Source organism: Mycobacterium sp. PO1 (genome assembly GCF_017312405.1).
In the GTDB taxonomy this organism is placed as follows: Bacteria; Actinomycetota; Actinomycetes; order Mycobacteriales; family Mycobacteriaceae; genus Mycobacterium.
Genome location: NZ_BLTG01000010.1, coordinates 30,874 through 43,905, shown reverse-complemented (window position 1 = coordinate 43,905; position 13,032 = coordinate 30,874). Strand labels below are relative to the sequence as shown.

14 protein-coding genes and 3 tRNA genes are annotated in these 13,032 nt (G+C 68.6%); 10 read left to right on the top strand and 7 right to left on the bottom strand.

From position 1 onward, the window contains the following. Positions 1-157 precede the first annotated feature (157 nt). Complete coding sequence (locus J3476_RS04220; protein ID WP_207065283.1) at positions 158-1,354, top strand: cysteine desulfurase-like protein; 1,197 nt, start codon at positions 158-160, stop codon at positions 1,352-1,354. Between the two features lie 7 nt (positions 1,355-1,361). On the opposite strand, the gene J3476_RS04215 is transcribed toward J3476_RS04220, so the two are convergent. Then, complete coding sequence (locus J3476_RS04215) at positions 1,362-2,336, bottom strand: NAD(P)H-quinone oxidoreductase (RefSeq protein ID WP_207065282.1); 975 nt, start codon at positions 2,334-2,336, stop codon at positions 1,362-1,364. Between the two features lie 79 nt (positions 2,337-2,415). Here J3476_RS04215 and J3476_RS04210 point away from each other — a divergent pair, with 79 nt between their 5' ends. Together J3476_RS04210 and J3476_RS04205 are read left to right on the top strand one after the other, a co-directional pair. Continuing rightward, the gene (locus tag J3476_RS04210; protein ID WP_207065281.1) at positions 2,416-2,928 is read left to right on the top strand and encodes a MarR family winged helix-turn-helix transcriptional regulator; all 513 of its coding nucleotides are present in this window, start codon (positions 2,416-2,418) and stop codon (positions 2,926-2,928) included. 10 nt (positions 2,929-2,938) lie between these two features. Further along, positions 2,939-3,025: transfer RNA gene (locus tag J3476_RS04205), tRNA-Ser, on the top strand. Positions 3,026-3,068: 43 nt separating this feature from the next. Here J3476_RS04205 and J3476_RS04200 read toward each other — a convergent pair. After that, entirely contained in the window at positions 3,069-4,379 is a 1,311-nt protein-coding gene (locus tag J3476_RS04200; protein WP_207065280.1) for a hypothetical protein, read from the bottom strand. Positions 4,380-4,616: 237 nt separating this feature from the next. Here J3476_RS04200 and J3476_RS04195 point away from each other — a divergent pair, with 237 nt between their 5' ends. Next, positions 4,617-5,882, top strand: coding sequence for an MFS transporter (locus tag J3476_RS04195; RefSeq protein ID WP_207065322.1), 1,266 nt, complete (start codon positions 4,617-4,619; stop codon positions 5,880-5,882). Here J3476_RS04195 and J3476_RS04190 read toward each other — a convergent pair. From J3476_RS04190 to hisC, 4 genes are read right to left on the bottom strand one after another with little or no spacing between them, the layout of a single operon-like run. Next, complete coding sequence (locus J3476_RS04190) at positions 5,869-6,696, bottom strand: crotonase/enoyl-CoA hydratase family protein (protein ID WP_207065279.1); 828 nt, start codon at positions 6,694-6,696, stop codon at positions 5,869-5,871. The two genes, J3476_RS04195 and J3476_RS04190, sit on opposite strands and share 14 nt — an antisense overlap. Positions 6,697-6,723: 27 nt before the next feature. After that, positions 6,724-7,176, bottom strand: coding sequence for a hypothetical protein (locus tag J3476_RS04185; protein WP_207065278.1), 453 nt, complete (start codon positions 7,174-7,176; stop codon positions 6,724-6,726). 18 nt (positions 7,177-7,194) lie between these two features. Beyond that, positions 7,195-7,677: a DUF4334 domain-containing protein gene (locus J3476_RS04180; RefSeq protein WP_207065277.1), complete on the bottom strand. Its 483-nt coding sequence runs from the start codon at positions 7,675-7,677 to the stop codon at positions 7,195-7,197. Continuing rightward, a complete protein-coding gene (hisC, locus tag J3476_RS04175) occupies positions 7,674-8,729 on the bottom strand; it encodes a histidinol-phosphate transaminase (RefSeq protein WP_207065276.1) in 1,056 nt (351 codons plus the stop codon). Before hisC ends, J3476_RS04180 begins: the two co-directional genes overlap by 4 nt. Positions 8,730-8,812: 83 nt before the next feature. On the opposite strand from hisC, the gene J3476_RS04170 reads away from it, so the two are divergent. From J3476_RS04170 to J3476_RS04150, 5 genes are all read left to right on the top strand, one after another. Further along, positions 8,813-8,901, top strand: a tRNA-Ser gene (locus J3476_RS04170). Between the two features lie 53 nt (positions 8,902-8,954). Beyond that, positions 8,955-9,027 (top strand) — tRNA-Arg (locus J3476_RS04165). 16 nt (positions 9,028-9,043) lie between these two features. Then, positions 9,044-9,598, top strand: coding sequence for a DUF664 domain-containing protein (locus tag J3476_RS04160; protein ID WP_207065275.1), 555 nt, complete (start codon positions 9,044-9,046; stop codon positions 9,596-9,598). A gap of 9 nt (positions 9,599-9,607) precedes the next feature. Beyond that, positions 9,608-10,111: a metallophosphoesterase gene (locus J3476_RS04155; protein WP_207065274.1), complete on the top strand. Its 504-nt coding sequence runs from the start codon at positions 9,608-9,610 to the stop codon at positions 10,109-10,111. Then, positions 10,104-10,520: an MmcQ/YjbR family DNA-binding protein gene (locus tag J3476_RS04150; RefSeq protein ID WP_207065273.1), complete on the top strand. Its 417-nt coding sequence runs from the start codon at positions 10,104-10,106 to the stop codon at positions 10,518-10,520. The genes J3476_RS04155 and J3476_RS04150 overlap by 8 nt, the downstream gene beginning before the upstream one ends. Position 10,521: 1 nt before the next feature. Here J3476_RS04150 and J3476_RS04145 read toward each other — a convergent pair whose 3' ends face one another. After that, positions 10,522-11,070, bottom strand: coding sequence for a cupin domain-containing protein (locus tag J3476_RS04145; protein ID WP_207065272.1), 549 nt, complete (start codon positions 11,068-11,070; stop codon positions 10,522-10,524). Between the two features lie 50 nt (positions 11,071-11,120). On the opposite strand from J3476_RS04145, the gene J3476_RS04140 reads away from it, so the two are divergent. Further along, on the top strand, positions 11,121-12,995 hold the full coding sequence (locus J3476_RS04140) for an alkyl/aryl-sulfatase (RefSeq protein ID WP_207065271.1): 1,875 nt from the start codon (positions 11,121-11,123) through the stop codon (positions 12,993-12,995). The last annotated feature ends 37 nt before the right edge of the window (positions 12,996-13,032 follow it).

Here is a 13,032-nt window from a genome sequence, read left to right as displayed (position 1 = left end):
AGTAGCCCTCGGCCCCGGCAGGTCCCTGCACTAGTATGGCTGCGCAGATGACCCGATCCGGGTGCGGAGCGGGCAGCGAGAAATGGTCGAGCATCCGCCAGCCTGTCCGGTTCCGGGCGGTTCGGGGGAGTTCCTCGACTCGTTAAGGTGGACAGGCATGGCTTATGACGTCGCCCGGGTGCGTGGATTGCACCCGTCGCTGGGCGATGGGTGGGTGCACATGGACCCGCAGAACGGCATGCTGCTGCCGGACACCGTCAGCCGTGCCGTGTCGACGGCATTTCGTGGTTCCCGGCCCGCTCCGGTCGGCCCGCACCCCGCCGCTCGCCGCAGCGCCGCTGTCCTGACCGCCGCGCGCCAGGCGGTGGCCGATCTGGTCAACGCCGACCCGGCCGGGGTGGTGCTCGGGGCCGATCGGGCGGTGATGCTGACGTCCCTGGCCGACGCCGCGTCTGCGCGCGTCGGGTTGGGCTACGAGCTCGTGGTGACCCGCTTGGACGACGAAGCGAACATCGCGCCGTGGCTGCGGGCGGCCAACCGGTTCGGCGCGAAGGTCAAGTGGGCCGAGGTCGACATCGAGACCGGGGAACTGCCGACGTGGCAGTGGGAGGCACTGGTCACGCGCCCGACGCGGCTGGTGGCAATCACTTCTGCCTCTGCGACTTTGGGCACGGTCACCGAGCTGCGCGAAGTCACCAAACTGGTGCACGAGGTCGGGGGCATGGTGGTCGTCGACCACTCGGCCGCAGCGCCGTACCGGCTGATCGACATCAACGAGATCGACGCCGACGTGGTGGCCGTCAATGCGTTGGCCTGGGGTGGTCCGCCGATCGGCGCGCTGGTCTTCCGCGACCCCGCCGCGATCGACACGTTCGGCTCGGTGTCGCTGAATCCGTATGCCACCGGCCCGGCCCGCCTCGAGCTGGGCTCACACCAGTTCGGCCTGCTCGCCGGGGTCGTCGCCAGTGTGGAATACCTTGCCGGGCTGGAAGATTCGGCCCAGGGCACCCGCCGGGAGCGGCTCGCGGTGTCGATGCAGTCGGCCGGCACCTATCTGAGCGGACTGTTCGACTATCTGCTGGTGTCGCTGCGGTCGTTGCCGACGGTCATGGTGATCGGCAGCCCGGAGGAACGGATTCCGGTGCTGAGTTTCGCGATCAGCAACGTGCCGGCCGAGCGGGTCGTGCAACGGCTCGCCGACAACGGCATCCTGGCCATCCCCAACATGAGTTCGCGGGTTCTCGACCTCATCGGGGTCAACGACATCGGCGGCGCGGTCACCGTCGGGCTGGCGCATTACAGCACCACCGCCGAGGTGGACCAGCTGGTGCGGGCGTTGGCCTCGCTGGGCTGAGCAGGAGTCAATCGCCTACGCGCAGAATGATTTTGCCTGCGACGTCGCCGGAAGCGAGCAATTCGTGGGCGGCCTGGGCCTGCGCGATCGGGAACTCGGCGCCGATGCAGGGGCGCACCAGTCCGTCGGCGAGCATCGGCCAGACGTCGTCGTGGACGCGGGTGACGATCGCGGCTTTGCCCGACGGCCCGTCGACCGGCCGGGAACGCAGCGCGGTGGCGATCACCCCGGCCCGCTTGGCCAGCAGCTTGCCGATGTTCAGCTCGGCTTTCACCCCGCCCTGCATACCGATGATGACGAGGCGACCGTCGTTGCCGAGGGCGTCGACGTTGCGGTCGAGGTAGGGCGCGCCCATGATGTCGAGGATGACGTCGGCGCCGCCGGCGTCGCGGATGATCTCGACGAAATCGTCATTGTGATAGTCGATGGTGATCTCGGCGCCCAGTTCGGCGCACAGGTCGAGTTTGTTGCGCGACCCCGCGGTGACGGCGACCCGGCAGTTCAACGCGCGGGCGACCTGGATGGCATGGGTGCCGATGCCGCTGGCGCCGCCGTGGACGAGTAGCAGCTGACCGGCCCGCAGGCCGGCGGTCATCACCAGATTCGACCACACCGTGCAGGCGACCTCCGGCAAACCCGCGGCGTGCGCTGGGTCCACTCCCGCCGGAATCGGCAGGACCTGGGCCGCCGGAACGGCGACGAACTCCGCGTAACCGCCGCCTGCCAGCAAAGCGCAGCAGGGTTGCCCTGCGCTCCACTGCGTGACGCCGTCACCGAGCGCTTCGATCGTGCCGGACACTTCCAGCCCGATGATGTCGCTGGCGCCGGGCGGCGGGGGATACTTGCCCGCGGCCTGGAGGAGGTCGGCGCGGTTGACCCCGGCCGCGGCGACGCGAATGAGGACCTCATCCGCAGCGGGTGTCACGTCGGGAACGGATTGCCAGGTGAGTCGTTCGGCAGACTCGGCCACGATCGCGAGCATTCTCAAAACGCTACTACGCTGCGCGAACGCGCCGCTGGTTCGGCCTCCTGCCGCGGCCACGCAGTCCTACTATTAGACGATGGAGGGGATCATTGGGGGGCGTACTGCGAGCGATACGCCTGGATTGGACATTGCTGAGCAAAAGGCGTGGCAGAACTTTCTGGACGCCGCGCTGAGGTTGTACGCGACGATGAACCGGTCGCTGGTCGACGACCACGGTCTGACGCTCAACGACGTCAGGCTGCTGGATCTGTTGGCGAAGTCGCCGACCGGGGCCGCCCGGATGGGCGACGTCGCCGAGGCGTTGATGTCGCTGCCGAGCCGGGTAACCCGGCAAATTCACCGATTGGAACGGCAGGGTCTGGTCGTGCGCGGGGCCAGCCCCGAGGACGGACGCGGGGTGCTGGCCACCATCACCCCCGACGGGCGCCAGGCGCTCGGCGAGGCGCTGCAGACCTACGGTGCGGCGGTGCGCGCCCATTTCCTGGACCGGTTGTCCCGGCCTCAGGTCACCGCGATGGGCGAGAACTGCCGACGCATCAGCGCCGGTCTGAAGACCGGGCCGGCGTCCGCCAAGATCGGGCGCGTCTAGACTGACCCGCGGTGGCGTGGCAGAGCGGCCTAATGCACTCGCCTTGAAAGCGAGAGACGGCTAACACCGTCCGGGGGTTCAAATCCCTCCGCCACCGCTCTGGTGGAACCCATCGACGCAACGATGTCGCCGGGTCGGATTCAGAATCCCGGTGCGGTCGCCACGGTGGCCGCCGGGCACCCTGCGGTCGCAGCCGGCGGTGCCGCCTCGCACCGTCCGGCGTCGCTCGACCCCCGGTCGGCGAGCACCGCCACCGTCGTGGCCGCGCCTGGGGCGGCGAGCACGATCACCACGGCGTAGCCGTCGTGGTTCCCGGTGGTGAAACCGTCGGTGTCGTAGATGTTGTCCAGCGACACCATCCCGCCCAGGCTGCCGCGTCCGCTGGCGACGAAGTCGGCAGCCAGGGCGTCCCTGGCCTCGTTGGACGACACGTATCCATGGCGCGGCAGGCCCTGGTAGAAGGTGAACTCCTCGGTGCTGAACGCGCCGCTCCACACGTAGCCGCTACTGGTCTCGACGGGGTCGGGGCCGAAGATCCGACCGTGATTGTTGGGTAGCAGGAAGAAGTCGTCGGAGTAACCCAGGAGCAGTCCGCCCGGCCGCTGCCGATACCGCACATCGTCGATGAGACCGCGAAAACCGGTGCTGTGGAAGAACCGTGGCGGGAAGCCGGCACGGCGCATGGCCGCGCTGAGTCGCCACGTGGCTTCGAGTGCCGACCGCGACGTCTGGTCGACGAAGATGACGTTGACCGGCTCCAACACGGTCTTGCCGTCGTAGGGCAGGCCGCCGTAGTCGGCGATGTCGCCGTTACGCTCCAACATCCACTTGCCGATGTCGCCGTACTCCGTGGCTGCCTGGTCGTCAGGGTCGGGCAGCGCAGCCGTGGTCACCGTGTCGACGGTCGAGGATCGGCCGGACGTCAGCGGTGCCCGCGTCAGCGACGCGGGCGAATAGTCACCGGATCCCGCCGGCGGGTCCGGCACCGCGGCGACGGTCTCGACCTCGACCTGGTCCGTGCCGGCCTGGTCCGTGTCGACCGATTGTGTGTCGACCGATTGTGCGGCGTCGCGCTCGTCGAGTTCGAGATCAGCATCCTCGATGTCGTCATTCACCGCGTCGTCGAGATCGCCGTCACCTCCCGCGAAGTCGCCGCGGTCCTCGTCCTCGCCCTCGGCATCCGTTTCCCTGCCCTCGGTGTCCTGCTCCGTCGTGGCGGTGGCGTGGCTGTCCGGCTGGGGCGATCCCTCGGCGGCAGCGGCGCCGCCTGCGTTGCTGGATGTCACCTCAGCTTCGGCAACGGCGGTGCCGCTGTAGGCGGCGAACCCGATCCCCAGCGCGACCGCCAGCAGCCCGATCCGGCCGACGTGCACGACCGTGGCGGGCGAAGGCGCGCTTCGATGGTGAAGAGCCTGCTGGCGTTGACGATACGACTGGCTGTGCCGCCCCATGGCGATGTCCCCCCACAACGTGTGCCCGGCACCGGATCGGCTCGGAGTGTCCGCATCGGCGCTGTCCGAGCGAACAAGGAGATTGTTGCTGACAGTGATCGTCAGCGATGTCCTCCGATCGGACTACACCCGATTCCACCACCCAGTCCACCGATCGAACGGTGCCGGAATCGCTGGGCTGCGCGGAGGATCGAGCCCATGACACCCATCGTCGCGGCCTCCGGTGCCCGGTCGCAGATGCGCAGAGTGGCCACTGCCAGCTATGTCGGTTCGGCGATCGAGTTCTACGACTTCTTCATCTACGGCACCGCCGCGGCTCTGGTGTTTCCGACGGTGTTCTTCCCCGAGCTCGGGCACGTGATGGCGGTGACCGCCTCACTGGGCGCATTCGCCTCGGCGTTCCTGGCTCGCCCGGTCGGCGCGGCGGTCTTCGGCCACTTCGGTGACCGCGTCGGCCGCACGCAGACGCTGGTCGTCACGTTGCTGTTGATGGGCGTCGCCACCGTGGGTGTCGGCCTGCTGCCCGGCACCGCCAGCATCGGGATCGCCGCCCCGCTGGCGCTGATCGGTCTGCGGCTGATCCAGGGCTTCGCGGTGGGCGGGGAGTGGGCCGGTGCGGTGCTGCTGAGCGCCGAGCACGCCCCCGAGGGGCGCCGCGGCTTCTACGGCATGTTCACCCAGCTGGGCCTCGGCACCGCGCTGGTGCTGTCCAACCTCGTGTTCCTGGTGGTGCACACCGCGTTCGCGGACAGCAGCGAAGCGTTCCTGCAATGGGGTTGGCGGATCCCGTTCCTGCTCAGCGCGGTCCTGATCGCCATCGCGCTGTACATCCGGCTGACGGTCAGCGAGCCGACGGCGGCCGGCGGCGCCGACGATCGCAAGGCGCTGCCCGGCACCCCGATCGGCGTATTGATGCGGCGGCAGGGCGCACGGGTGCTGCTTGCCGGCGGAGCTGCGATCTGCGCACCCATGTTGGTGTTCCAGGCCGGGACGTTCTTCACCCACTACGCCGCCGACCATCTGGGGTACTCGACGAATCTGGTGCTCACGGTCAGTGTGCTCGGCGGCTTCTTCGCGATCGCGTTCGCGGCCGCCTCGGCGATCTCGAGCGACACGTGGGGCCGCAAGCGCGTCACGTCGTGGGCCGTCGCGCTCGCGGTGCCCTGGTCGGTCGCGGTGTTCCCGCTGATCGAGACCCGCGACCCCGTGGTGTTCGGGGTGGCGATGGTGGCCACCTACGCGCTCATCGGCGCCTGCATGGGCCCGATGGCAGCTTTCCTGCCGGAGCTCTTCGCCGCCCGCTACCGCTACACCGCCGCCGCGTTGTCGCACACCATCGGCGCCATCGTGGGTGGTGCGTTGCCGCCGGTGCTGTCCCCGGCATTACTGAATGCGGCAGGCAGCACCGCCGTCGCCGCGATGATGGGTGCGCTGGCGTTGCTCAGTTTCGCCTGTGTGGCCGCGCTGCCCGAGACGGCCGGGCGCCGGGCTACTCGCCGGTGAAGTCGGGCGGGCGCTTCTCGAACATCGCGGTGATGCCCTCGGTGAGATCCTTCGACGGCAGGAACGCCGAGTTCCACGCCGCGACGTAACGCAGGCTCGCCGCGACCGCGTCGGTGCGCTGTTCGTCGAGTACGTCCTTGATCCCCTGCACGGTCAGCGGCGGGTTCGCGGCGATCTCGGCGGCGGTGGCGCGCGCGGCCGCCAGGGTTGCCTCGGCATCGGTGTAGACGTCGTTGACCAGCCCGATCTTCTCGGCGCGTGCGGCGTCGATGTCCTTGCCCGTCAACGCCAGTTCCCGCATGTGGCCGTCGTTGAGGATCATCGGCAGGCGTGCCAGCGTCCCGACGTCGGCGACGATCGCGAGCTTGACCTCGCGCACCGAGAACTTCGCGTCGGCGCTGGCGTAGCGGATGTCGACCGCCGAGATCAGGTCCACTCCGCCGCCGATGCACCAGCCGTGCACCGCGGCGATGGTGGGGGTGCGGCAGTCCGCGACGGCGGTGATCGACTGCTGCATCGACTTGAGGTGTTTGTGGAAATCGGCGCGCGGCTTGGCGGTGGCCCCGTCGCCACCCATGACCCCGGCAAGCGTGCCGCCCATCGCGGCCAGGTCCAGCCCGTAGGTGAAGTTCTTGCCCGACCCGGTCAGCACGATCGCGCGGACGTCCGGGTCGGCGTCGAGGTCGGCGAAGACCACCGGAAGCTCGGCCCAGAACGCCGGGCCCATCGCGTTGCCCTTGCCCGGTCCGATCAGCGTCACCTGGGCGATGTGATCGGCGACGTCGACGGTCAGTGCTTCATAGGTGCTGCTCATGGACAAGAGGCTAGCCAGTGGGCCTGATCAGCCGCCCATCAGGATCTCGCTGACACGGGCGCCGGGCAGGAACTGGCAGGCCGCGTCGGCCAGGATCTGGCCGACGAACTCGCCGTCGGGTCCCAGCGGGTTGTTCTCCTGAGCCAGGATCTCGCGCACCACGGCCACCCGGGTGGCCTCGTCGAGGTCGTTGTACTCGCCGCACGTCATCGTCGTGGCGTTGGGCGGGGCCGGTACTTCCGGGACGTTGGTGTTGCGCGTCGGCAGCGGGATGTCGGGGATCGGGATCCCCGGGATCTCGGGCAGCCCGGGGATGCCCGGTCGACCGCTGGTGGTCGTCGGCGCCGACGGCAGCGGCGGGCCCGGCTCGGTGGTCTGCGCGACCGTGCCCTCGGTGGTGCGCTGGCAGGCCGTGGTCAGGCCGAGGACGATCGCCAACCCGATCAGAGCTGTCGCCGCCACCCGCAGGTGCGTCTTCACGCTGGCCACGATAGGCGGCTACACCCGCTCGAGATAGAAGTACAGGTGGCGAGGCGTGCCGGAGCTGGTGTCCAGGGCGCCTTTGCCGTTCATGATCCCGATCACGGCGTTGTCGTCGATGACCTTGAAATGGTCGTGCACCGGTTTGCCGTCGTACACCATCGAGGCGACCAGCTCGCCGCGGAACTCCTCCATCCACAGGCTGGCCTCGCCGTTCATGGCTTCGGTGTTGGAGAACGTGGTCCCATCGGCGTCGAGACAGACCAGCGGCTTGGCGTCGGCGGCCGAGTGGAATGTCTTGCCGAACCAGTTCAGCTTCTTCATGAAGCCGTTGGCCTTGTGCCCGGTGTGGAACTCGCCGCCCTTCCACTCGCCGATCATGAAGTCGATCGTCGCCGGGGCCAGCGTGGCCCAGAACTCGTCGAGCTCCGCGTCGGTCAGGGTGTCGGTGCGCGCGGTGAGGGCGTCGAACGTCTCGCGGGCGGTCTGCGTGGCGGTCATCGGGATCCTGTCCATGTTCGGGCGAACTCGAGGAAGGTGTCGTTCTCGTCGGGGGAGGCGACGGTGACCCGCACGCCGTCCTCACCGTAGGGGCGCACGATGATGCGGCTGTTGGCGGCGTCGGCGGCGAACTGCTGGGCGCGGCCCACCAGCGGCAGCCACACGAAGTTGGCCTGCGAAGCGGGCAGGTCGTAGCCGGCGTCGTGCAGCGCGGTGCTGACCCGGGCGCGTTCGGCGACGACGGCGTCGGTGCGGGCCAGCAGTTCGTCGGCGGCGTCCAGGCAGGCGATCGCGGCGGCCTGCGACACGCTGGTGGCGGTGAACGGCACGTACACCTTGGACAGCGCGGTGACGATGTCCGGGTCGGCGACCGCATAACCGATGCGCAGGCCGGCCAGGCCATACGCCTTGGAGAACGTCCGCAGCACCACGACGTTGCTGTGCGCGCGCACCAGGCCGAAGCTGTCGGGTACCAGGTCGTCGCGGATGTATTCGACATAGGCCTCGTCCAGCACCACCAGGATGTGCGGCGGCACCGCGGCCACGAAGCGGGCCAGCGCGTCGGGGTCGACGACGGTGCTGGTCGGGTTGTTCGGGTTGCACACGAAGATCAGCCGGGTGCGGTCGGTGATCGCGGCGAGCATCGCGTCCAGGTCGAAGGTGTGGTCGGTCAGCGGTATCTGCACCGGGGTGGCGCCGGCGGTGCGGACCTGCAGCGGATAGATCTCGAAGCTGCGCCAGCCGAAGAGCACCTCGTCGCCGACGGTCGAGGTGATCTGGATCAACTGCTGACACAGGCTGACCGAGCCGCACCCCACCGAGATGTGCTCAGGGGCGAAGTTGACGTGCTTGGCGAGGCGCTCCTTGAGCTCGACGTAGCCGTTGTCGGGGTAGCGGTTGAGGTTGTCGACCGCGGTGGCGATGGCCGCCCGCACGCTGGGCAGCGGGCCGTGCACCGTTTCGTTGCTGGCGATCTTGATGGCGCCGGGTACCGTCCGGCCCGGGGCGTAGGCGGGCAGATCGGCGAGCTCGGGACGCAGGCGGGCGGACACCCGACCAGTTTATGGCCCGCCCGCATCTGCTTTGCTTCCCGTGGCAGGGCCTGTGTACGCTCTTGGCTCGGCGGTAAACGTCAGGAGGCGTGCCAGAGCGGCCGAATGGGGCTCACTGCTAATGAGTTGTCCACCTCAAAGTGGACCGGAGGTTCAAATCCTCTCGCCTCCGCGGTGAGATTGCCGGCTCGCCGGCGTCATACAACTGAACATGCACCACCACAAGCGCCCGTAGCTCAACGGATAGAGCATCTGACTACGGATCAGAAGGTTAGGGGTTCGAATCCCTTCGGGCGCGCTCTAAGTTCGGTCTCATGGCCGATCCTCCCTGGGAACCGCCGCTGGCGGGTACTGAGGCCGAGCATCTTCTCGGCGCGCTCGATCGCCTGCGCATGACGTTTCAGTGGAAGACCGACGGGCTCGATGCGGCCGGCTTGTCCGTCCGCATCGGCGCGTCTGCCCTGACGCTGGGCGGCCTGATCAAACACATGGCCATCAACGAGGACTTCATCACCACCCAGAAGCTGACCGGTGACCCGGTCGGTGAGCCGTGGGAATCGCTGTTCGACGGCACCGAGGACTGGGAGTTCACCTCGGCGGCCGGCGACACGCCCGAGCAGCTCTACACCCTCTACGACGACGCGGTCGAACGTTCCCGGACGCGGTTCGCCGCCGCGCTGCAGCGGGGCGGCCTGGACCAGTTGGTCGCGGTGAGCAACGACGCCGGCGAGCATGCGAGTCTGCGCCGGCTGGTATGCGATCTGATCGAGGAATACGGCCGCCACACCGGCCACGCCGATCTGTTGCGTGAGGCGGTCGACGGCCGGGTCGGTGAGGACCCGCCGCCGGACTGGCGGCCCCGCCGTTAAGTTGGGGTGGTGCGCCTTCTGCTGATCGCCGACACGCACCTGCCCAAGCGCGCCAAGGATCTGCCGGAGCAGGTCTGGGACGCCGTCGACGCTGCCGACGTGGTCATCCACGCCGGGGACTGGGTCGAACCGGATCTGCTCGACCAACTGGAATCCCGCGCCAAGAGGTTGGTGGCGTGCTGGGGTAACAACGACGGCGCCGAGTTGCGTCGCCGGCTGCCTGAGCGCGCCGATGTGATCCTCGGCGGGTTGCGGTTCACCGTGGTGCACGAGACCGGAGCGGCGACGGGCCGGGAAGCGCGCATGGCGCGCGCCTATCCAGGCACCGATGTCCTGGTGTTCGGGCACAGCCACATCCCGTGGGACACGACCACCAAAACCGGTTTGCGGCTGCTCAATCCGGGCTCGCCGACCGACCGGCGACGCCAGCCGCACTGCACCTACATGACCGCTGTGGTGCGGGGGACGTCGCTGACGGACGTCGAGCTGCACCAGTTGCCTCGGCATGGCTGACCGGCCGGCCACGGTCGCCGACGTCCATGAGATCGCGGCGGGCATGCCGCACGTGAGCAGGATCGAGGGATCGAAGGCGGGCAACGCCGTCTATCAGGTGGGCGGCAAGTCGTTCGTGTTCTTCCGCACGCCTCGGTCCGATGCGGTCGATCCGGACACCGGCGAGCGCTACGCCGATGTCATCGTCATCTGGGTCGAGTCCGAGGCCGACAAGCTCGCACTGACCCAGGACCCCGCGTCGCCGTTCTTCACCACCAGCCACTTCGACGGGCATCCGTCGGTGCTGATCCGGCAGAGCAGGCTCGGTGAGATCGGGCTGACCGAACTGCGTGAACTGATCCAGGATGCGTGGCTGGGCCGGGCGTCCAAGCGGCGCGCTGAACGCTGGCTGGCCGGGCAGAGCGGCTGATTCAGCCGCGGTCGACCTTGGCGTGGTGCGCGCCGCAGACGAACAGCGCGAGGCGGGCGGGCACGTCGCCAGGGTTGCGCCACCGGTGCCGGGTGCCGTTCTGCACCACGGTGTCACCCGGGTTCAGCGTCACCTCGGCTCCGTCGTCGAGTTCGAGGATCACGGTGCCCTCCAGCACCACCTCGAAGTCGATCGTGTCCGTGGTGTGCATGCCGGGGTCGTCGAGTTCCATGTAACCCAGCAGCCCCGGCAGCTTCTGCTCGCCGTCGGCGATCGCCTCTTCGGTGGTGAGGTCGTCCGTCCTGGCCTCCGCGGTCCCGGGCGGCAACGTGAACACCGAGAACCGGAACCCGCCCACCGGCGGAAAGTAGGTGTGCCAGTTGGGCATCGAGCCGTCATCGGGGAACTGCGGCGTTTCATCCCCGCCCCACAGCATCGTGAACTCGGATCCGGGCAGCAGCACCGGATTCCGCGGGGCGACGGCTTCGTCGCTGACGAACACAGACTTGCCGGACGCATCGTGCCCGGTGACCACTCGACGTACATCCATTGCGTCAGTCAACCACCGCGGACGGGCTCGGCGTGGCTATCTTGGCAGACATGGAGAACAAGCCGCCCACGGCGACGATCGAGGCTGCCCACCGCGAACACCTGAACGCACTGCCGTTCGACGACACCCGGGATTTCGCCGATGCCGACCGTGGGTTCATCGCCAAGCAGGACCCCTGCGTCATCACCGCCGCCGACGGACGCGTGGTCTGGGACAACGACGTCTACGCGTTCCTGACCGGCGATGCGCCGACCAGCGTGCACCCGAGCCTGTGGCGGCAGTCGACCCTGGTGGCCAAGCAGGGACTCTACGAGGTGGTGCCGGGGATCTACCAGATCCGCGGCTTCGACCTGTCGAACATGACGGTCATCGAGGGTGACACCGGCGTCATCGTGATCGACCCGTTGGTGTCCACCGAGGTCGCCGCCGCGGCGCTGGCGCTCTACCGGCAGCATCGCGGGGACCGGGAGGTCAGAGCAGTCATCTACACCCACAGCCACGTCGACCACTTCGGCGGCGTCCTCGGGGTCACCTCACAGGAGGACGTCGACGCCGGGAAGGTCGCCGTGATCGCCCCGGAAGGCTTCACCGAGCATGCGGTGCAGGAGAACGTCTACGCCGGTACCGCGATGGCGCGCCGCGCCGGCTACATGTACGGCGCGGCGCTGGCCCGCGGGCCGCAGGGTCAGGTGGGCTGCGGGCTCGGACAGACCCCGTCGACCGGCGAGGTGGCGATCATCGTGCCGACCCTCGACATCCGCGAAACCGGCGAGAAGCACACCGTCGACGGTGTCGAGATCGAGTTCCAGATGGCCCCGGGAACCGAGGCGCCGGCCGAGATGCACTTCTACTTTCCGCGGTTCCGCGCGTTGTGCATGGCCGAGAACGCCACCCACAACCTGCACAACCTGCTGACGCTGCGCGGCGCGCTGGTACGCGATCCGCACGGCTGGGCCGGGTACCTCACCGAAGCGATCGACACGTTCGCCGATCGGGCCGACGTGGTGTTCGCCTCGCATCACTGGCCGACGTGGGGCAAGGAACAGATCGTGGAATTCCTGTCGCTGCAACGAGATCTGTACGCCTACCTGCACGACCAGACGCTGCGCCAGCTCAACCAGGGCTACACCGGCATCGAGATCGCCGAGACGTTCGCGATGCCGCCGGCGCTGGAGCGGGCCTGGCACGCCCATGGCTACTACGGCTCGGTCAGCCACAACGTCAAGGCCGTCTACCAGCGCTACATGGGCTGGTTCGACGGCAACCCGGCGCGGCTGTGGCCGCACCCACCCGAAGCGATCGGGCCGCGCTACGTGGCGGCGATGGGTGGCCTCGAGCGCGTCGTCGAACTCGCACAGAGCGCGTTCGACGAGGGAGATTTCCGTTGGGCGGCAACCCTTCTCGATCACGCCGTGTTCACCGACGAGAATCACGGCGCAGCGCGGCAGCTGTACGCGGACACCCTGGAGCAGTTGGCCTACGGTTCCGAGACCGCGACCTGGCGCAACTTCTTCCTGGCCGGGGCCACCGAACTGCGCGACGGAAACTTCGGCACCCCGACGCAGGCGGCGTCACCGTCGATGATGGGACAGCTGACCCCCGAGCAGATGTTCGACGTGCTGGCGATCAGCGTCAACGGCCCCCGCGCCTGGGACCTGGACCTCGCGATCGACGTCACCTTCGGCGGTCAGGACAACTACCGGCTCACGCTGCGCAACGGCGTGCTGGTCTACCGCAAGGTAGCCGCCGACGAGGCCACCGCCCACGCCACCCTGCGCCTGGACAGCAAGCTTCGGCTGATCAGCCTGCTCGGGGGTGACGTCGACTCGCCCGGCTTGCAGATCACCGGCGACGCAGCCGCGCTCGAATCACTGACGTCGGTGCTGGACCGGCCCGACCCCGCGTTCGACATCGTCACTCCCTGACGAGTCGTGCCGGAGTCACTCCCTGACGAGTCGTGCC